Raw genomic sequence first — 19,428 nt, forward strand, 5'->3', positions numbered from 1 at the left:
CTCTCGCTTTGCGGCTGGCTTTAAAGCTTTTTTTCTATAATATCTTTGAGAATCGTATGCTCTAGACTGAGGTTGGCAAACATCTGTTTTAAGCGCCGGTTTTCTTCTTCCAAATCCTTCATTCGTTTGATGTCCGAGGCTTCCATTCCACCGTACTTTGCCTTCCAATTGTAATAAGTAGCATCGGAAATACCGTATTCCCGGCAAACGTCCTTTACTAGTCTCCCTGTTTCTACTGCTTTCAAAATACTAATTATCTGGCTTTCGCTATATCTCCATTTCTTCATCTTCTTCTCCTCGGGTCATGATTATACACGGAGAACTCTAATTTTGAGTGGGACAATTATAAGGGGGGATTACAAGCTATTAATAAATACTATATGTCCATTATTTTTAACCAGCACTCCTGTTGCAAGATTAGCTAATATTTTAGATTCATAAATTTGCTTGTTTGTTAAAGTTATATGCTCAAAATTTTCATTATTGTAGTACTTGAAATATTCAGACATAAAGCCCAAAGCATATACAATAACCATTGTATTAATAATTATTTTTAATATTACTGGAACAATAGGTAACGATTTTATGAAACTTAAAAAGGAGAGAAACGCAAAAATAGAAATCAATAAATTGAAACCCTTAAACGCAATAATTGATAAAAGTGTAAAGAAAATAATAAATAAAAATATTGGGTAAACAATATCAATGGTATGAAAATGAATTTGTTCCTCAGGATTTTTAGAATCTTGATTTATATCGCTGGAAAAACTAAACAACATTTTTAATATAATAACTATTAATATCCCAGCTAACGCTATTGGTAAATTAGACAAAATCCCATTTGTTATATCTATAACTGTTAATGGAATAGAGGTGGGCGGAATTCCTAAACCATGCCGATAAGCTCAAGGTGCTACGAACAGCCAAGACATGTGCCATTGAGAAAGCCAAACAAAAAGCCAGGTTAAAAAGAAAGGCATTGAGGTTGATGAAAATGCCCAGCATTCAGAAAAAACTGTTGTATGGGCAAATCAGCAAGACCCTCCTGGATGAAATTGAGAGAATCCGCAATAAGTATACCGCCCAACGCCAACAGCAGATTGAAGGCCATCAGAATCGAACTTGGGCAGATTGGCTTAATTTTAAGGCAGAGAATGGTGACGGGGATGCTTTAACTGCACTGCGTTTTCAAAATCGAAAGAACAAAGGCAAATACTCTCTGTCCGGGGGCAGAGCAGATACATCCCCAACCGATCTCAATATCCTTGACTCAATCACCAAAGAAGGCACAGAAATATACAAATTTGATAAAGCCGTCATCAGAAATAATGGCCATGAGATCAAAAATTTCTAAAGGCGGTTCGATTGACACATTAATAAAGGTGCTGGAAATGGCGCAGCGGCAATACGGCAATTGTATTCGCGTCAATGGCTCACCGCTATTTAAAAAAATCATCCTGCAAATCGTGATTCAAAATAACTTGCCAATCACCTTTACTGATCCGGATATGGAGGCCCAACGAACTAAACTGAAACAGGAGACCAACAATGAACATGCAAAACGAAACCGATATGGTAATGGAAGAAGAACTTTTGGAAACGATGAAGCTACTAGGACAGGAGGCCGAAGAAAGTGGGGAAAAACAAGAACAAAGCCCAACCCTTACCACACTAGCTGTGGCGCGCCGGCCGAAAATCAAAACGGCCTGCGAGACCTGTCCCAACTCGATGTGGTTCAGCTCACCAGAGGAAGTAAAGTGTTATTGTCGGATCATGCACATGATCAGCTGGAGCGGCAAAAACTCAAACCTGATAACCATGTGCGACGGAACATTTTTCGAGTAAGACGGAAATTGTCATAAAATGAAACAACCTCACAACAGTTGTGAAAATACGCGGGACAAACTTAGTTTCGTCAATTGCGTTAATTCGCTTGGAAATGTAGAATTCCGAGCCTGTTCATAAAGGGAAATATAATGAAAAAAATTATTCTAACCGCTTTTTTCATTGGAATTATTTGCTCAAGCTTCCAATCTTATGCATATATTCCAGCTGATGTCAGTCGTTTTAAAAATGATACGGATTGTATTCGATGCAACCTTACCGGAAGCTCTTTTTCATCTGGTTGGGAAAAAATAGAGAAATCAGGTGGTGCATTTGACGGAACATTTTTTACTAACTTCACGTTATCTGGTTATAAAATAATCGATTCCAGTTTTGTTGATACCAACTTTGTAAAATCAACATTGCAAAATAATGAATTTACCAATTCAATATTCCAAAAGGCGAACTTTTCTCATTCGCACTTGACTAATGTGAAATTTATTAGGTCGACCTTTAAAAATGTCAATTTTTCCCATGTTTCAATGGATGGAACATGGTCTTCTTGTTTATTCAATAAAATTGATTTTACTGAGTCAGATCTGGAGGGCGCTTCTTTCTCAAAGGCAAAAATGATAGATGTTAATTTTTCAGGTGCCAAGCTAAAAAATGCTGATTTGAGCCGGGTGAATGTTGAAAATGTATTCTTCGATAATGCTGATTTAAGTTATGCAGTTTTAATGAGTTCAAATATTACCGAAGAGCAGCTTTCGAAAGCAAAAACATATAAGTGCGCCACGCTTCCAAATGGCGATGTGTACACAAATAATGGCGAATTTAATTGCAAGTAATTGGTTGAGCTTTCTCAAGAGGGAATGATGAAAAATTATAAATTAGTAATGATGTTTATTTTAATGGGATTATCTTTTTCTACTCAGTCCAGAGTATTAGCTGATGCAGAAGATTTGAAAGTATTTGCTGATACGAATTTTTGTCAGGGATGTGATTTAAGTGGTGCAAAAATATATGAGGCTCATGACAACGGATCTTTACTTGGTTCATACGCTATAAAAACCGAATTTGTAGGCTCATTGTTTAGAATGAATTTTTCGGGAAGCATCATGAATTATTCAAAGTTTTCTGGGGGCTATTTTAGTGTTTTAAAAATACAAGAAGCAAGTTTTGATAAAGTAAATTTGAGCTATTCCAGTTTTAATAACACCGATTTAAGCGGTGCAAATTTCAGCGATGTAAACCTAAATAATTCAGATTGGGATCGAGCCAATTTTTCCGGGGTAAATTTTGCCAATGCAAATTTGAATAATGTGACTATACGCAACTCAATTTTGATAGGGGCAAATTTAAGCCAAGAGCAACTAAAACAAGTTAAAAGCATCGAATGCACTGTTATGCCTAATGGCGAACTGAACAGCGATGGATGTTAATTTCCTCTCAGACTAATCAGCGACATCTGATTCTGGCGGCAATTAAAAGTTTACTTAGTTGCCGCAACAAAAAATTCCACCCAAACTGAATGGTTACTCTGTTGGGGCAGCGGCATTAGATGAACCCTGCAAACGCTATATTGCTAAATGTTCGGCTCAATTCTTTGACCCCATTCCAGAAAATTTTCCTGAGGCAGATGTTTTTTCATCCAAACCCATGTTCTCTTCAGAAACGATAATATGTTTTCTCCAGCGTGAGGGAGGCCTTGGTAAACTTGGTAAAAAAGCAAGTGGGAATAAACCGGTTATTCTCCAAATCTTCCTCATACTCCAAATAATCTGGACAATAAAGTATTTTTCATGAAGTTCTTTTTCATACCTTGCAAAAACGCCTGAGGCTTCTTTATAGAAAAAAAGCGTTTCGTAATTGTCTAAATGATTGTTCTTCGAATCTTCCTCTGATCCAATCATTTCAACAACTTCTCGGCTGAGAACAGCATATAATTGTAGAGAACAATAGAGACTTATTGATCAACATAACCCTCCCAAGACCGGACGACTTATGGGAACACTTTACTCATTTGATCATAAAAACACGTCACTTAAAATAGCCTTGGAAGGCACGCCTGCAAGGAAAATCTGCTTTTTCAATTTATCGGTTGTTGCTTTTGGACCACAGACATATGCCCGTGTTTCTTGCGGATGATTTAAATGGATTAATGCCCGTTTTTCTACGGACGCTTCGGGATACAATCCTTGACTCTTCAATACACAAGGGTCATAAACAAAAGAGCTAAAAAATGCGGCTAACGTTTCCAGCTCTTCTCGATAATAAATATCTTCATCAGTAAGCCCTCCGTGAATCAAGGTGATACGTCCTTGATGATTCTGGCTTAGTGCACTTTTAATAATAGCTACAAGTGGCGCAAGCCCCGTGCCTGTTCCTGCCAATAACATGTCAAAAGTTAATTGATCCGGATTATAATAGAAACAACGCCCAAAAGGACCTCTAAGCCTGACCTTGGTATATTTTGCTGCTTTGTTGACTAACCATTGGCCCATGTTCCCGTCCGGATACGTTTTAACGTGTAATTCAATAAACCCTTCCTGCATAGGTAGATTAGCTATGGAATAGCTTCGTATAGTACCTTCAGGGTTAATTAGATTAAGATATTGGCCAGGCTTCCAGATTTTCAAATCACCCACATCAAGCTTAATTTGCATCACATTATAGCCAAGCGCTTTAAGCTCCATTATTTGTGCTTCTACTTCACATTCAACACTTTCGGGTGCAACCACTTGAAGTGCTGCTTCTGGCTGCGCTAGACAAGCTAGAAAATAGCCTTGCGATTTAAGTGTTTCAGGTAGCCCTTCCTGCCAGGATGAATGAACCGGGCCATCTTTGGCTTTAATCAAACAGGACTGACAAATACCAGCCTGGCACGAGTGGGGATAATTGATGTTATGACGTAAAAGACATTGCAATACATTTTCCTGCGGAGCTAAAGTAAGGCGTTGATTGTTAAAGTCTATGATATTCATTATCGCCCCAACACTTCACCGCGAACACTATTGGCAATAGCCACTACTTTTGCAATATCTTCTGCTAAAGCACCTAACTCCTTAAGGGTCGCACCTAAATGCTCAATCACAATATCCACATGCGTGTCATTTAATCCTCGCTTGAGTAAATGAGCATGGCCATCACGCATGTTTTTTCCACTATAGTGATTAGGGCCTCCAAAAACCATCATTAAAAATCCTTTTTGCTTTAAAATTTGCCGATCCATGTCAACGTCATCAAAAAAATGACTCACGCGTTCATCCATCAGCATTTTTCGATAGAAAATATCAACAGCCGTATTTACTGCCTTTTGGCCTCCTAAACGCTCGAATAATAATTCAGACATAATGACCCCTTTATAAGATGTATTTGCAATACATCTTATAAAAAGAAATAATCGGAGTCAATTAACAATCCGGATTTAATCATGCAACTCACTCAATTTACTGATTACTCATTACGGGCTTTAATTTACATTGCCCTTAGAAAAAACTCTTGCACCATCAAAGATATTACTGAAGCCTATGCCATTTCAAACAACCACTTGATTAAAATCATTCATAATCTCTCTAAACTTGGATTGATTAAAACCATCCGCGGTAAAAATGGCGGTATTTTAATGGCGGTTCAACCTGAAACTATTAACTTAGGCCAGTTAATTACTCAGCTGGAACCTCATTTTGATTTAGTGCCTTGTTTTAATACGGCGAAAGCCAACTGTTGTATTGCACCCGTGTGCAAATTGAAAGGGATATTGCATCAAGCTCAAACTGCTTTTATGGCAGTTTTGCAACACTATTCTTTAGCTGATGTATTACATAATCCCAATGAGTTATCTGCTTTATTAAATGTCGGAATACCGATCAAAGATTAGCGAAAAGAGGACTTGTCTGGAAGGTTTGGCCAAGAGCAAAGGACTTCTTTTAGAATGATTGCATGATTATGTTCAGTGTCTTTGGCTGCATAAAATAAAGTAACAGGATGTTGTTTTGCCATGGTTTGAATTTGTTCTATTAGTGAACCTTTACTTTTTAACTCTTTAATATATTGAGCTGCAAATTCATCCCACCGTTCTTTGGGATGTTCATGAAACCATTGTCTTAATCGGGTGCTTGGCGTAATATCTTTTAACCACAAATCAAAATCGAGTGTTTCTTTTTTAAGACCTCGCGGCCACAGTTTATCGACCAAAATCCATGTCCCTTCTTTAGCCTTTGGGGGAGTATAAACACGGCAGATATGAATCCTGTAAGGAGATGCGAGAGTCATAATGTTCCTTCCCTGAGAGAAAATTATATTGTTTTCTGCGCAAGCAAAATACCAAACACACCTGATATCTGCTGGCCTCTTTCATCTTGCTTATGCAAATGACCTGTCGACTCTTTATACTCGAGTATAGACCATCCGCTGTCTTGATACATTTTATAAAGCTCCTCTTTTTGCGGTAAAAAGGTAAAAAAGGCAGGTAATGGATAACTGTCTGATTGGATAGGGAATACCAGAAAATGATAACCTTTTTTCTTTGTAGCCCCTTGCAACGCCTTAATTAACGCGGGTATATGTTGAGGATTTAAAAATTGCAACGTTACGGTAGAAACTATTAAATCGTAACAGTCAGGCTCAGGATTCAAGGGCTGATTTAAATCTCGCAATTGCACCTCGGCTCCAGACAAGGCTTCCTTCCGGGCTATCTCTCTAAGGGTATCCAGTGCGAACTGATTATGATCGATTCCCAAAACCTTATGCCCCATTTTAGCCAAATACAGTAAATTTCTGCCTGAACCGCAACCCACATCAAGAATTGATGCATTTTGCAAATGACGTAAATAAGTTTGATAGATATAAACCAGATCACTATGTACAGCATTCAAACCATATTTTTTACTGAAATAACGTTGAGGCATGCAATAAAATTCAAGGGCTGCTTTAAAAGAGGTACTGACGGGAATAATTTTATGCCATGCCGCAGGAGGAATAACTAATTGACAATTCCCTTCATTGATTCGACTACGTATCAGCTCCTGCCCTTGGCCATCCAGGAAGACAAAATCAATTATTCCTTCCTGTAATAAAAGCCGTCCCCAGGTTCCTTCTTTAGTACTGTGTTTCTCAAGGAAAAATTTCAATTTGCCTTGACTATGAATTTCAGTGTGCTGATAACACATTAATTCTTTGTATTCCAATATCATAATGCATCCTTTTTATCTCCGACTAGCGGATAGTTATTGGGTTAGCTATTGGTTTTATCCTTGGCACTTTCTGGCTCTAACCTGGTTAAAAGAGTACGCTCTTTGGCCAGCTTGTCAGCAAGCTTATGGTTCACATCCCGGTGTTCTTCCTCATCCTCACGCACCGCTAACAATACCTCCCGTAAGCGTGCACCATCGGTTAATCCCCAGTAAGCTTTAGCTATTTCAGGAGCCGGACTATTTTCAATACGTCCCTCATCCAATTCCTGTAAATAGTGGGTATAACTAATCACTGCTTCTTCTTCAAGATAGCCAACAAAACGATGAGCTGTTTTTGAGGAAAGCACATACATTAATAAATACAGAACTACAAAAATAGCTTGTGCGATAAAGATAATAAGGCGCTCAAACCAATTGGGCCTGGCAATATGCATAAAAGTAATCAAATGCATTCGTTCATTTTCTGCTTCATCCAATAAAATTTTAATCCAGCCCTCATCATTTTTTATTTTTCTTAAGCAGCGTAAATGCAGTAAAGCTGCCCCAACCATACCGGGTACGGCTGCTACCGTTTCAAGGACTATAGCGCGATTTCCATACCGTTTTTGAAAAAAAGTATCAGCAAAAAATCGAAAAAACTTCACAAGGCTAAAAGCAATTTTATCACTAATCGCTTTGGCAGGTTTATGCGTTGCTGACATGACATACTCCTCGACGGTAAGTTACACCGCCTATTATAATAAAGATGTATTTTAAATACAACTTTATATGAATTATCTGCCTATCCCTTTAAGCGGCTATTAAGGTCGCGTTACCTTTCATAAAATCCACATCTGACGATATAATAATGATTATTTAGTCCAGACTTACCTATACCAATGCAACATACCAACACGATGCCTCCAACCGTTTGGCAATTTTTGTGGCAGATTATTAAACCTTATCGCTGGTGGTATCTTTTAATGCTACAAGCGCCTGCTCTCACCGCTTTTTATATTTTTGCTAATAATTATTCTTTAAAATTACTTGTGGATGTATTTTCAATCGAATCGACTGTCCAATATAGTCAATTGACATTTCCGATTACTTTATTCATTACCGCACAAGTCGCTTTGGATGTTATCTGGCGAATCAGTAATTTTGCAGAATGGAAATGTGAGCCTTTCGCCCGCCGTAAACTGCTCAGCATTGCCTATGACTATGTGCAATATCATTCTTACAGTTATTTTCAGAATACACCAAGCGGCACTATTATTAGTAAACTAAAAGGTATTCTGGATGGCTATGATACAGTTTTTGCCAATCTCCATCACATTGTAGGAAAACATTTTTGCGTTGTATTTATTTCAATTTTTGTGTTATGGATAGTCAATACGACCGTTTTTTTCTTTATGTTGATTTGGTGTATTTTATTTATCGTCATTATGATGCCTATGGCATTAAAACTTAATCGATTATCCAATGATACTGCGGAACGAAAGCATGAAATTATGGGCTTTTTCGCGGATAACATCACGAATATCTTTTCATTGTTTTATTTTGCAAAACGTCAAATCGAGCTAAAGCGTGCTGATTTCCTAATGTCAAAGTACTACGTTCCCAGCCAGGTAAAACTCTATAAATATGATTTTAAATTCAACGTTATTGGTTCTGTTTTATATTGGATAATGTTAATTAGCGTTTTTCTCTTTATGGTTTATTTGCGCAAAAACGCTAAAATTTCTACGGGTGATTTTTTGTTCGTCATGTTAACGACCATTGCTATCTCCTTCGACCTATGGAGTTTTATGACAGGGTTGTGTAACTTTATGAAAGAAGTTGGTGATTTTAAATCCTCATTTTCTATCCTGGCCGCCCCACACTCTGAAATCGATGCGCCGGAGGCCGTCAACTATACTATCCAGAAAGGCAATATTGTATTTCAGGATCTATGTTTCACTTACGGAGAAGGCAATCCAGTCTTTACTCAATTAAATTTATCAATAAAATCGGGTGAAAAAATAGGATTAATTGGCCATTCAGGAGCAGGAAAATCCACTTTAATTTCGTTACTTTTAAAAAACTTCAAGCCAAATAAGGGCGATATTTTAATCGATAACCAATCTATTAATGACATTACTTCAGACTCTTTGCGGCAACAAATTGCCTTAATCCCACAAGACATTATGCTGTTCCATCGTTCCATCGGCGAAAACATTGGTTACGCAAAAGATAATGCATCTCCGGATGAAATTAAACAGGCCGCAAAGCTCGCCAATATTCATGAATTTATTGAATTACTCCCTGAAAAATATAACACTCTGGTCGGTGAGCGAGGTGTTAAGTTATCTGGCGGACAGCGCCAACGAATCGCTATTGCCCGCGCCATTTTAAAAAATGCTCCCATTGTAATACTTGATGAGGCAACCTCGAGTCTGGATAGTATTACCGAGCAGGAAATTCAACAATCCATTAATTTGATTCTGGAAGAAAACAATGCCACAGTTATCGCTATTGCCCATCGCTTATCGACTATTCGGCATATGGACAGAATTGTTGTTATGGAAGGAGGAAATATTATCGAAGAAGGAACGTTTAATCAATTAATTAATAATGAGCAAGGGTATTTTAAAAAATTGTGGGATAGTCAGGTAAATGGCATGATTTTATGACCTCATTCCGGCCACCAGAGAGCAAGCGTATCAAGAATAAATAATCGCTTTGCCTGATCAAATAATACTTTATCTGTAACATTATCCATTTTATACCTCGAATACTAATATATTAATTTTAATTATAGACACCTGATTAAGACAAAATTAACAAGATCAGAACTAGAGGTAAATCGGGCAAGTGCCTATTAAAAATCTCAAGCATTATCGAGAATTTTTTCAAGCCGGTTCACGTGAGAGGTTTATATAAAAGAATTGCTATTATGATAGTATAATCTTAAAGACGAAAATTCTACTTTGTTTGCTAAAGGATTCAAATGAAACATATAAGGAATATATTTCTATTACTCAGTTGTTTTTTCTTCTCCACACTTGGTTATGGCGCTACTAAAATTGGTATGCTGCTGTATGATCCTCCTTATGTAATCTCACCTAAAGAAGGCTTTGATGTGGATTTATCCCGCATCCTTTGTATTGATTTAAAACTCTCCTGTCAATTTATTTTTTTCCAAAATTCTCAAGCATTATATGACGCTCTAAAAAGCGGACAAGTAGACCTGGCTTTATCGGGTATTACTATTTCCTCATCCCGTGAAAAGAATTTTCTTTTCAGTCTACCTTATATGTTGAGCCAAGGGCAGTTTATGACCTTAAAGAAAAGTGGCCTTCAATCAGTTGATGATTTAAATGGCACTACGGTAGGGGTTATTAAAGATACCCTTAGTGGCGGAGTCCTTTATTCCTATTTAAACAATAACTTTCAAGGAAAGTTTAAAATTACTCAATATGATAATGTAGAGGACATGCTTTCCGCTTTGAGCAACAATACAATATCCGCAGTCTTTCTCTACCGCTCTGACGTAAATTACTGGAACCATAATAGCGGAAATGTATTTCAGTCTTTAGGCCCTGTTGTGACCTTAGGTAAAGGACTGGCAATAATGACAACGCCAAAAAATGAAAATTTGATTAATCAAATCAATAACTATTTACAACGAATGGAAAAGGATAATACTTATTTAAACCTTTATAGAGTTTATTTTTCCAATCAGTAAAGCGGTTATGCTTTTTATTGTTAATTTTTTTATATCTTTCCAGTGGGTAGAAATACCAACATGTTTTACCCGGCATAACGCTGACTCAGTGAAGAATTACTGGATAATAAATAATAAAAAGTCAAGACTACTTTTTTTCTTTTCTTTCTATATAATACATTGTTGTAAACGCTTCATTGCTTCCTGTGGATAAATTCACAAATTAACCAGCCAATTACTTCAGAAAAATAGTTAATATAGGTTAATATCCTTATTTTATAAGCCTTTTTTAACTACACCTAAGCTGACTTATCCTGCCAATATGTGGATAACCTTGTGTATAAATAGATAAGCGTGATTGGTTTGTTTCATTGCAATTAATATTAGAATCAAGTGATTATGACTACTAATTCACAAAAAATAAAATGCCCTATATGTGGTAAACAAAATACGTGGCTTCCGGAAAATTCTTTTAAACCTTTCTGTTCCAATCGCTGTAAACTTATTGATTTAGGTGAGTGGGCGAGTGAAACCAGAAAAATTCCCGGCGAAGATATGGATTTAACTACTCCGCTGTAGCGGTTCTTTTTTAAATATAATATTACAATGCGGTTATCATAAAGCAATGGTGAATATTTTTACTTCGTTTAAAATCAATATCAATCGTTTCGGCAGTGATATCACGCACATTGTATTTGGCACTAATTTGAGGTGAAAGCTTAAAATGACGAAAATTGGTAGAAAAATACAAAACACCTTCCGGGGCTAATAAACGTATGGCAGCATCAACTAAAAACGCTTGATCGCGTTGAATATCCAAGGTTTTTGTCATTCGTTTTGAATTAGAAAAACTGGGCGGGTCAAGAAAAATAACATCAAAGCGATCTCGGCACATTTTTAGCCATTCCAGGCAATCAAACTGCACAAACTGGTGGCGAGATAAATCCAATCCATTTAGACGAAAATTATCCTCAGCCCAAGCAAGATAAGTTCTGGATAAATCCACATTAGTAGTAATTGCCCCGGCTAGAGCCGCATGAACACTCGCACTAGCAGTATAGCAAAAACAGTTAAGAAAACGAGAACCTGATTTTAATTGAGCAAAGCGCTGACGCAGAGGGCGATGATCTAAAAATAATCCGGTGTCCAAATAATCATATAAATTGACTTTAAACTTTGCACTTCCCTCAACCACAATTAACTTACGCTTTGTATGATCTATTTTTTGATATTGATTGTTACCTTTCTGTTGCTTACGTTGCTTTACGACTAACTTATCTGCAGAAATACCTAATGCTTCGGGAGTAACCTGAAGCACTTCAAGGCTTCGTTTCTCGGCTTTATAAGAAGCAATACTTGCTGGCGCTGCATATTCTTGCAAAACCGCATAATCATTATAAATATCAATAGCGTAAGCATATTCCGGTAAATCTGCATCATACACACGATAACAGGTAATATGATTTCGTTTAGCCCATTTCCGTAAATGACTATGATTTTTATGTAAACGATTTGCCAACATTCGAGCGTTGGCAGAAAGTTCATTTTTTTCACTACTCTTGAACTGATTTTCCGCATTTACTGCAATACAATATAATTTACACTCTAAAGCACCATTAAATAATGAATATTGTTTGTTAGCTCGCAAACCAATCGCCTTGGCAAGCATGGAATCAGAGGTCAAAATAACCGCTTGCCACCCTTGATAATGGCGATGTAAAACCTGTCCTAATTGTTGATAAAGCGGCACCAGGCAGATTGTATCACTTAAACGTTCGCCATAAGGGGGATTACAAATCACCAATCCTTGAGGATAATCAGGTTGACAATCTTTTACTGACAAAGTCGAAAAATCCACCAAAGGTAAAACGCCGGCCCGTTCTGCATTCGCTTGAGCTAGCCGAATTGATTGCGGGTTGTTATCGGTACCTTTTAATTTTACTTGAATGGGCCTTACTTGTTGTAAGGCAAGTAATCTCATTTTTTCCCACAATGAAGGTTGATGTTGTACCCAATGGATAAAGGCTTGATCATGGCGCAGTAACCCTGGCGCAATATGACCTGCCATCATGGCTGCTTCAATCACCAGAGTTCCCGCACCACAGAAAGGATCATGCAAAGCATAACCATCTGCCGCCAATTGAGGCCATTTTGCTCGAATAAGCATGGCAGCGGCCAAATTTTCTTTCAGTGGCGCGTCACCAGCCTGGGTGCGATAACCACGTTGATGTAAACTATAACCGGTTAAATCCAGACTAACAGTGACTTTATCCTCTTTTAAATGAGCGTGTAAACGAATATCTGGCTTACCACGCTCTATAGTGGGCCGCATCCCTTTAAGCTGACGAAAATGATCAACTAGGCCATCTTTCACAACTTGCGCCCCAAACATTGAGTTGCGTATGTGGGTGGACGAACCATGAAAATCAATAGCTAAGGTCTTATCTACAGTAAATACTGTTTGCCAGGGAAATTGATTACAGATCTGGTAAAGAGTCCTTTCATTATGAGCTTCACCACTAAATAATATAAGGTGTACACGGTTGGCTAAACGTGACCATAAGCAAAGATGATAAATCACCGCCAGGTCTCCTTCACCATATACACCTTGAGGACTCACACGGATCTGGTTTAAACCTAAAGCTTTCGTTTCCTCTTCCAAAAGGTATTCCAGTCCCTTGGGACAACTGATAAAAAGGGAATAATTCATGATATACAAGACCTTATATAACGAAACAACATTCTGGCGGCGTCTTTCCGCTGCCCGGTATGTTGTTCCTCTATCGCTTTTTTAATAAGTTGGCGTAGCTGCTGTACATCAGGTTGATATTGTTGAATAAATGCTGTCAACGCTTCTTTCCCTTCATTCAGTAGTCGTTCTCGCCACTGCTCTAACTCATGAAAATTGGCCGTTTGTGCATTATCATCCGCTAAAACTGATTCATAAGCCGCCAATATGGCCTCGCTATCAGCTTCTCGTAGTAGCTTGCCAATCAATTGAATCTGGCGTCTTAATGCCCCATGGCTTTTTATCGATTTTGCCTCGGCAATGGCCTGACGCAAATTAGTGGGCAGAGGTAATGCATCAAGTTTTGTTTCGCTTAAAGCAACAAATTTGGCACCTGTTTTGCGCAAGGCATCCGCATCACGCTTTTTTTGTGATTTACTTTTTGGCTCTTCCATTCACATAACCTTTTAAACGTAGCAGCGAACATTAACAGCAACACAAGAGAAAAGTATAGTGTTTTTTCTTAAAAACAATTAAAGCTACCTGTATTTCGTCTGTCAAAGTGGCAATTTTTGGTGCAACAATTAGAAAAACCGTCTCTTAATCAATCGTAGCAAAAGGCGGTGCAACCACCTGAGCAGAGTAGTTGAATCGCGTGCGAATGTAAGCACGACTAATCGCAAAAAGATTATAAATTAAAATAGCCAGTAATAAAGAATGTAGCCAGGTTACTGTTAAATAAGAGAAAAAAGATAAGGTAATTAAAACCCCAAGGCAACCTGCCAGACTAAGAATTAAGGTTTTTTTCAAAGGAATTTTATTTTGTTGGACGAAAACCAGCGTAGTTAAAGGCTGCTGCATTGCCCCCGCAGTAGTCATAATAGGGAAGGCGACTACGGGAGAAACATTAAGCAAAAATAACACACTTTGCACCATCACAAAAAGACCAACACCGACAGAAGTCAAAGCACCACAAAAAACCATGGCAAAAAACCCTGCAATAAGTTTCCAGGAATGTAATGCCATTACATTTCCTCCCATGGGCATTAAATGCAATTGATGACTGATCAACAACGTAATAACCGCCATAAAACAGACCATCATAGCCAAACGAATTGCCTGTTTGTTTAAACGGCTAACTACTGCTCCACCAATTAACCCACCTAAACAGGTGCCACCCACTAACGTTAATAAAGTAGTTAAATCCACATCAATCAATTGCATGAAAAAAAGGGCTTCAATCATACCGGGAATTACCTGAGCACCATTATTAACAGCAGGTAATTCTTCGTCAGAAAAAGTTCCTAACACTTTTGCCAATGCGACATTTACTGCAAAACTACCGATGCCCAGAGTGTCTGCAATAAACGCCAGGACGCCACTTATTATTAACTTTAAATAGTCCAGAGGAGATACATGCACAGCCGATTGTTGTTTAAGTCGATAAAACATAGCAAGAGCACAAATAAAGCTTAAAATTAATATTCCACTGGTTATTAAAAAGATGGTCATCGGATGCTCGTTTATAAGGTTATTGTAAAAGCGACATAAAATAGAGAAACGTCTTGTCCCATGAAGTTAGAGAAAACAAATGATGATTATACATTAATTATCTTGCCCAGCAAACAGCAAAAAGACCGATATTTAATCTTTTTGGTCATAATATAAGTATGACCAATAGCCCACCGACAAATTACCGGTCAGAAATTTCGTGTTCAACCAACTAGCCGTTTGGTAATTTCTGCTACATGCTTGCCTTGAAAACGTGCTATTTTAAGTTCAAGAGCGCTGGGCATACGGCTACCATCGGCTCCTGCAATGGTTCCTGCCCCATACGGAGAACCACCTCGAACTTCATTGATATCAGTTAATGATTTTTCAGAGTAAGGTACTCCTACCAAAATCATGCCATGATGTATTAAAGTATTCCAAAATGACAAGATAGTTGACTCATTACCCCCTCCTGTGCCAGTAGAAACAAACACACTGCCAATCTTGCCAATTAGCTCACCATTCACCCACATTCCTCCCGTTTGATCGAGAAAATTGCGCATCTGTGCTGCCATATTACCAAAGCGCGTAGGGGTTCCAAAGATAATAGCATCATAACGAGAGAGCTCTCCTGGAGTTGCTATTTCTGCTTTTTGATTTAATTTAACACCTGCTTTTTTGGCCACCTCCTCGGGCATGGTTTCCGGAACTCTTTTCAGAAAAACGTCCACCCCTTTAACTTCTGAGGCACCTTGAACCACTTCTTCAGCCATGGCTTCCACATGTCCATAACTGGAATAATAAAGAACCAATACCTTTGCCATTTTTTCTCCTGAATTAAAAACCATTCAAACTATTTAAACCCGTTTTAGCGTTAGTAGCAATCGGGTTTCTTTTCAAGGCTATGTTAGAATAATATAAATTTGTCTGACGAGATAATATCATGCAGCGTTTAAATTTATTCGTTCTTATAATTTGCTCAATCCTAATGAATTACTGTCATAGTTCCACTACTCATGTCGTGCTTAAAAACATCACAGGTCAAACGATTCCTTTTAGCAGTTTAAAAGGAAAATGGGTTCTTATTAATTATTGGGCAAGCTGGTGTCAACCTTGCCTCGATGAAATTGGTGAATTAAATCAATTTAATAAAAAAAAGAAGGACAACGTTATTTTATTTGCAGTGAATTACGATAGGCTCCCTTTATCACGCCAATTAGCGCTCATTAAGAAATATAACATTAATTATCCCAGTCTGGAGAATCCAGGCTCTCAATTACAATTAGGTGATATTCGCGGAGTGCCCGTTACTTTTATTTTTAACCCCGAAGGAAAATTAACTAACACTTTATATGGTGGTCAAACAGCGGTAAGTTTAAATCAGATCCTTTTTTCTAAATAACTTTCTACTTATTCTAACAATAGAGAGTCAGGTAAGGTATTCACGCAATGGCGTCTTAAGGCCCGTTTTCATTCTATAGACATGAAACTGCTTGATTTATATTTGCAGGATTAATCGGTGTGTAACACGTAGGATATAAAAAGAATTGGTTTGGTAAGTTGCAAAGACTGAGTTTTTTAATCACATCCTGCGATAAATTTACCTGAAGAACAGTCCATTGTTCGTCATTTGCAACTCCCAAGTCAGTAAGTGTAGTTGCTGGAAGGGATTAATACATCCAGTCATTGGCGGTTTAGTGCTTAAGAAATTGCTTATAAGCACGGCGGTTAACGCTTATCCACAAGCGAAGGTATCCATTTTCTTTTCTTGGCATGGCCTTGAGCATAGGTATGGGGATTTAAACCGGAAGAAGGTATGGGGACTCGCGGTTTTGGGAAGAAATGGCAGGGATTCTCTGCAATGGGGGTTGTGTGAGCTTCACCAGAGCTTGTTTTATTACCATTGGCACTATTAAGACTTATAACCAGGATGGAAAATTATGGCTTGTGGATGAATTTCGATGTAATCACTCAAATTTTGTTTTTATGTATCTTATGAGATACAATCTAATATATGAAAGAAATAAAAAGAAAAACAATAAAAATTTACCAAAAAAATAATGGAGATTGCCCATTTATCTCATGGCTTGAATCCTTGGATGCTGTGATTCGTCATCGCATTCAATCTCGTTTAGCTAGAGTGGCTATTGGAAATTTAGGCGAGTATAAAATTCTAGGTAATGGGATAAGTGAATTAAAGTTTAAATTCGGTTCAGGTTACCGTATTTATTATAATGAGCGAGATGATGTGATTGTGCTTTTGCTCTGTGCTGGAGATAAAAAAACACAAAGCAAAGACATGAAACTAGCAAAAGAATATTTAAATGATTATTTAGAAGGAGAGAATCATGGCTAAGAGTATCGATTATCATGATTATTTAATTGAATCCTTAAAAGATCCTTCTGAGGCTGCAGGATATTTAAATGCAGCGCTCGATGATGGTGATATTGATGGTTTTTTAGAAGCATTACGCAATGTTGTAGAGGCACACGGAGGCATGACCAAGTTATCAGAAAAAGCTTCTAAGGGTAGAAATAGTTTATATAAAACAATTTCAGGTAAAGGAAATCCTTATTTAAGAAATACAAATGAGATTTTAAATGCATTGGGATTTCACTTGTCTGTTATGCCAAATGATTTTGAAGATCGAAAGAGTGCTTAATCCTAATAAATCTACCCAATATCTGCCCCAAAAATTATCGAATACAATATTATATTATCAAAAAGTTATAATAAATTGTCGCGCCTTCACCAATTAAGTCTGGATTTATAATATTTGACAAATCTGATTTATTCGCGGGTTTTCAAAGGGTTTATCTACTATATAAACTGCTCCGAAATTTGGCGTCAATGGCCATTTTTGTCTGGTACAAAGCGTACGGAAAAGAAAATCTGTTGAGGTGTCAGCTCATAAACGAACGCATCGAATGAACCATTATTGAAACGGCTTAAAAGCAAACTGCGGACAGGTTAATTGACTTCGTTAAAGATTTCGCTGAGCCGTTGGGTCTCGGTTAACTTTATGGTTAACAACCACCCGCCTTCATTACAAACTACTTCTTTAACTACCACATCCATTTGATACAGTTTGGCGCGTAATTTAGCTTGAGAAAGCGAAATAAAAATTTCTTCTTCTCTGATTGCCCCATGTAATTGAGTAGCAATCGCTTCCCGCAATAAATCCAAACCGGCGCCTGTTTTAGCCGAAACCCATACTTTACAGCTTTCTTCGTGGTGGTCAATCTTAGGCGCCCAGCCTTCCTGTTGATCAATTTTATTGAGTACTTGAATTATCGGTATATTATCCACACCGATATCTGCCAATACTTGCTGCACTGCAAAAACATGGTCGCGCCACTCCGGATCAGCAATATCTATTACATGCAACAATAAGTCTGCTTCTATCGTTTCTTCGAGAGTCGCACGAAACGCCTCAACCAGTTGGTGAGGTAACTCGCGAATAAAACCTACGGTATCGGTTAATATTACCGCAGTGCCTCCCGGTAATTCCAGTTTGCGCATAGTAGGATCTAGCGTGGCAAACAATTGATTAGCCACATAACTACGCTCACCTGTTAGTGCATTAAATATTGTTGATTTACCCGCGTTGGTATAACCTACCAAAGACACCGTTAATAAAGAGGCTTTGCGTCTGGCACGTCTGTTTTGATCTCGACTACGTCTCACCTTTTCCAGGCGTTTATTAATAGATTTAATACGTTCTCGCAAAAGTCGTCGATCAGTTTCTAATTGGGTTTCACCCGGCCCTCTTAATCCTATACCTCCTTTTTGCCGCTCTAAATGAGTCCACCCTCGAACAAGGCGGGTTGATATATGCTGTAATTGTGCCAACTCTACCTGTAGCTTGCCTTCAAACGTACGCGCCCGCTGAGCGAAAATATCAAGGATTAAACCACTTCGATCAACCACGCGGCATTGAAATAATCGCTCTAAATTGCGTTCTTGTGAAGGAGACAACTCATGATTAATTAAGACGAGCTCTGCCTTGTGAGCCAGAACTAATTGGTGAATTTCTTCTGCTTTACCCAGTCCAATGTAATATTTAGCCTCAGGGCTAGAGCGTGTACCCAACACATAATCTATTACTTCTGCCTGAGCAGAAAGAGCCAACTCTTTAAACTCAGCAAGAGCTCTTTCTGCGTTAATCCCGGGAAGAGCTAATTGAACCAAAATAGCTCGTTCACCACCTTGCGGACGTTCAAACAAAACAGCATTCCAATAAAAGAAAAGTCATTAGTCTGCCACAGTTCCTTCTTCCTCACCAGAGGGCAGGCTAACCATTCGAGACGGCACTATGGTGGAAATAGCATGTTTATACACCATTTGAGTCACCGAGTTTTTTAACATCACTACATATTGATCAAACGCATCAACTACACCATGTAGTTTAATCCCATTAACTAAAAATACAGAAACCGGAATCTTTTCTTTACGTAATTCATTAAGAAAAGGATCTTGCAAGAGTTTATTTTTAAACATTGCC

The 19,428-nt window shown here is 38.0% G+C and carries 24 protein-coding genes and 1 pseudogene; 11 read left to right on the forward strand and 14 right to left on the reverse strand.

The features are described 5' to 3' along the window. Positions 1 to 287, reverse strand: a pseudogene (locus T345_RS0110810) (transposase); the annotation flags it as partial. 69 nt (positions 288 to 356) lie between these two features. Continuing rightward, positions 357 to 833, reverse strand: a complete 477-nt coding sequence (locus T345_RS0110815) for a hypothetical protein (RefSeq protein ID WP_131777680.1) — start codon at positions 831 to 833, stop codon at positions 357 to 359. A gap of 155 nt (positions 834 to 988) precedes the next feature. On the opposite strand from T345_RS0110815, the gene T345_RS14650 reads away from it, so the two are divergent. The 4 genes from T345_RS14650 (at position 989) to T345_RS0110835 (ending at position 3,266) form a co-directional block, all read left to right on the forward strand. Further along, positions 989 to 1,354: a hypothetical protein gene (locus T345_RS14650; RefSeq protein ID WP_131777679.1), complete on the forward strand. Its 366-nt coding sequence runs from the start codon at positions 989 to 991 to the stop codon at positions 1,352 to 1,354. Further along, complete coding sequence (locus T345_RS14655) at positions 1,335 to 1,862, forward strand: LPD7 domain-containing protein (RefSeq protein ID WP_131777678.1); 528 nt, start codon at positions 1,335 to 1,337, stop codon at positions 1,860 to 1,862. The genes T345_RS14650 and T345_RS14655 overlap by 20 nt, the downstream gene beginning before the upstream one ends. Positions 1,863 to 1,976: 114 nt before the next feature. After that, a complete protein-coding gene (locus tag T345_RS0110830) occupies positions 1,977 to 2,672 on the forward strand; it encodes a pentapeptide repeat-containing protein (protein ID WP_028389347.1) in 696 nt (231 codons plus the stop codon). Between the two features lie 24 nt (positions 2,673 to 2,696). Further along, a complete protein-coding gene (locus T345_RS0110835) occupies positions 2,697 to 3,266 on the forward strand; it encodes a pentapeptide repeat-containing protein (RefSeq protein ID WP_084273801.1) in 570 nt (189 codons plus the stop codon). Between the two features lie 156 nt (positions 3,267 to 3,422). Here T345_RS0110835 and T345_RS0110840 read toward each other — a convergent pair whose 3' ends face one another. From T345_RS0110840 to T345_RS0110850, 3 genes are all read right to left on the reverse strand, one after another. After that, positions 3,423 to 3,737, reverse strand: coding sequence for a hypothetical protein (locus tag T345_RS0110840; RefSeq protein ID WP_028389349.1), 315 nt, complete (start codon positions 3,735 to 3,737; stop codon positions 3,423 to 3,425). Positions 3,738 to 3,851: 114 nt separating this feature from the next. Continuing rightward, positions 3,852 to 4,808, reverse strand: a complete 957-nt coding sequence (locus tag T345_RS0110845) for an FAD-binding oxidoreductase (RefSeq protein WP_028389350.1) — start codon at positions 4,806 to 4,808, stop codon at positions 3,852 to 3,854. Then, a complete protein-coding gene (locus tag T345_RS0110850; RefSeq protein ID WP_028389351.1) occupies positions 4,808 to 5,176 on the reverse strand; it encodes a group I truncated hemoglobin in 369 nt (122 codons plus the stop codon). Before T345_RS0110850 ends, T345_RS0110845 begins: the two co-directional genes overlap by 1 nt. Before the next feature lie 81 nt (positions 5,177 to 5,257). On the opposite strand from T345_RS0110850, the gene T345_RS0110855 reads away from it, so the two are divergent. Further along, on the forward strand, positions 5,258 to 5,704 hold the full coding sequence (locus T345_RS0110855) for an Rrf2 family transcriptional regulator (RefSeq protein WP_028389352.1): 447 nt from the start codon (positions 5,258 to 5,260) through the stop codon (positions 5,702 to 5,704). Here the strand turns inward: T345_RS0110855 and T345_RS0110860 are convergent. The 3 genes from T345_RS0110860 to T345_RS0110870 are packed head-to-tail and all read right to left on the reverse strand — an operon-like array spanning position 5,701 to position 7,720. Beyond that, positions 5,701 to 6,099 (reverse strand): DUF488 domain-containing protein, encoded by a 399-nt coding sequence (locus tag T345_RS0110860; RefSeq protein ID WP_028389353.1) that lies wholly within the window; start codon positions 6,097 to 6,099, stop codon positions 5,701 to 5,703. The two genes, T345_RS0110855 and T345_RS0110860, sit on opposite strands and share 4 nt — an antisense overlap. 23 nt (positions 6,100 to 6,122) lie before the next feature. Next, positions 6,123 to 7,019: an SAM-dependent methyltransferase TehB gene (gene tehB, locus T345_RS0110865; protein ID WP_028389354.1), complete on the reverse strand. Its 897-nt coding sequence runs from the start codon at positions 7,017 to 7,019 to the stop codon at positions 6,123 to 6,125. A gap of 41 nt (positions 7,020 to 7,060) precedes the next feature. Beyond that, the gene (locus tag T345_RS0110870; RefSeq protein ID WP_028389355.1) at positions 7,061 to 7,720 is read right to left on the reverse strand and encodes an alternative oxidase; all 660 of its coding nucleotides are present in this window, start codon (positions 7,718 to 7,720) and stop codon (positions 7,061 to 7,063) included. 177 nt (positions 7,721 to 7,897) lie between these two features. Between T345_RS0110870 and T345_RS0110875 the strand changes: the two genes are divergently transcribed. The 3 genes from T345_RS0110875 (at position 7,898) to T345_RS0110890 (ending at position 11,283) form a co-directional block, all read left to right on the forward strand. Then, complete coding sequence (locus tag T345_RS0110875; protein WP_028389356.1) at positions 7,898 to 9,670, forward strand: ABC transporter ATP-binding protein; 1,773 nt, start codon at positions 7,898 to 7,900, stop codon at positions 9,668 to 9,670. A gap of 317 nt (positions 9,671 to 9,987) precedes the next feature. Continuing rightward, positions 9,988 to 10,725, forward strand: a complete 738-nt coding sequence (locus T345_RS0110885; RefSeq protein ID WP_028389357.1) for a transporter substrate-binding domain-containing protein — start codon at positions 9,988 to 9,990, stop codon at positions 10,723 to 10,725. 378 nt (positions 10,726 to 11,103) lie between these two features. Next, the gene (locus T345_RS0110890; protein ID WP_028389358.1) at positions 11,104 to 11,283 is read left to right on the forward strand and encodes a DNA gyrase inhibitor YacG; all 180 of its coding nucleotides are present in this window, start codon (positions 11,104 to 11,106) and stop codon (positions 11,281 to 11,283) included. Between the two features lie 22 nt (positions 11,284 to 11,305). On the opposite strand, the gene rlmKL is transcribed toward T345_RS0110890, so the two are convergent. From rlmKL to wrbA, 4 genes are all read right to left on the reverse strand, one after another. Further along, on the reverse strand, positions 11,306 to 13,414 hold the full coding sequence (gene rlmKL, locus T345_RS0110895; protein WP_028389359.1) for a bifunctional 23S rRNA (guanine(2069)-N(7))-methyltransferase RlmK/23S rRNA (guanine(2445)-N(2))-methyltransferase RlmL: 2,109 nt from the start codon (positions 13,412 to 13,414) through the stop codon (positions 11,306 to 11,308). Continuing rightward, complete coding sequence (gene yjgA, locus T345_RS0110900; RefSeq protein ID WP_028389360.1) at positions 13,411 to 13,887, reverse strand: ribosome biogenesis factor YjgA; 477 nt, start codon at positions 13,885 to 13,887, stop codon at positions 13,411 to 13,413. The genes rlmKL and yjgA overlap by 4 nt, the downstream gene beginning before the upstream one ends. 145 nt (positions 13,888 to 14,032) lie before the next feature. Further along, complete coding sequence (locus T345_RS0110905; RefSeq protein WP_028389361.1) at positions 14,033 to 14,944, reverse strand: TSUP family transporter; 912 nt, start codon at positions 14,942 to 14,944, stop codon at positions 14,033 to 14,035. Between the two features lie 203 nt (positions 14,945 to 15,147). Continuing rightward, positions 15,148 to 15,747, reverse strand: coding sequence for an NAD(P)H:quinone oxidoreductase (wrbA, locus tag T345_RS0110910; RefSeq protein WP_028389362.1), 600 nt, complete (start codon positions 15,745 to 15,747; stop codon positions 15,148 to 15,150). 164 nt (positions 15,748 to 15,911) lie between these two features. Between wrbA and T345_RS0110915 the strand changes: the two genes are divergently transcribed. The 3 genes from T345_RS0110915 (at position 15,912) to T345_RS0110925 (ending at position 17,586) form a co-directional block, all read left to right on the forward strand. Further along, a complete protein-coding gene (locus T345_RS0110915) occupies positions 15,912 to 16,325 on the forward strand; it encodes a TlpA disulfide reductase family protein (RefSeq protein WP_242604536.1) in 414 nt (137 codons plus the stop codon). Positions 16,326 to 16,937: 612 nt separating this feature from the next. Continuing rightward, on the forward strand, positions 16,938 to 17,279 hold the full coding sequence (locus T345_RS0110920) for a type II toxin-antitoxin system RelE/ParE family toxin (protein ID WP_028389364.1): 342 nt from the start codon (positions 16,938 to 16,940) through the stop codon (positions 17,277 to 17,279). Then, positions 17,272 to 17,586 carry an addiction module antidote protein gene (locus tag T345_RS0110925; protein WP_028389365.1) on the forward strand — a complete coding sequence of 105 codons (315 nt, stop codon included), beginning with the start codon at positions 17,272 to 17,274 and terminating at the stop codon, positions 17,584 to 17,586. Before T345_RS0110920 ends, T345_RS0110925 begins: the two co-directional genes overlap by 8 nt. A gap of 308 nt (positions 17,587 to 17,894) precedes the next feature. On the opposite strand, the gene hflX is transcribed toward T345_RS0110925, so the two are convergent. Both hflX and hfq read right to left on the reverse strand, forming a co-directional pair. After that, positions 17,895 to 19,151 (reverse strand): ribosome rescue GTPase HflX, encoded by a 1,257-nt coding sequence (gene hflX, locus T345_RS0110930; RefSeq protein WP_028389366.1) that lies wholly within the window; start codon positions 19,149 to 19,151, stop codon positions 17,895 to 17,897. A gap of 27 nt (positions 19,152 to 19,178) precedes the next feature. Further along, the gene (hfq, locus tag T345_RS0110935; protein WP_028389367.1) at positions 19,179 to 19,424 is read right to left on the reverse strand and encodes an RNA chaperone Hfq; all 246 of its coding nucleotides are present in this window, start codon (positions 19,422 to 19,424) and stop codon (positions 19,179 to 19,181) included. Positions 19,425 to 19,428: the final 4 nt, after the last annotated feature.

Origin of the sequence: Legionella fairfieldensis ATCC 49588, assembly GCF_000621525.1 — a bacterium.
Classification (GTDB): Bacteria; Pseudomonadota; Gammaproteobacteria; order Legionellales; family Legionellaceae; genus Tatlockia; species Tatlockia fairfieldensis.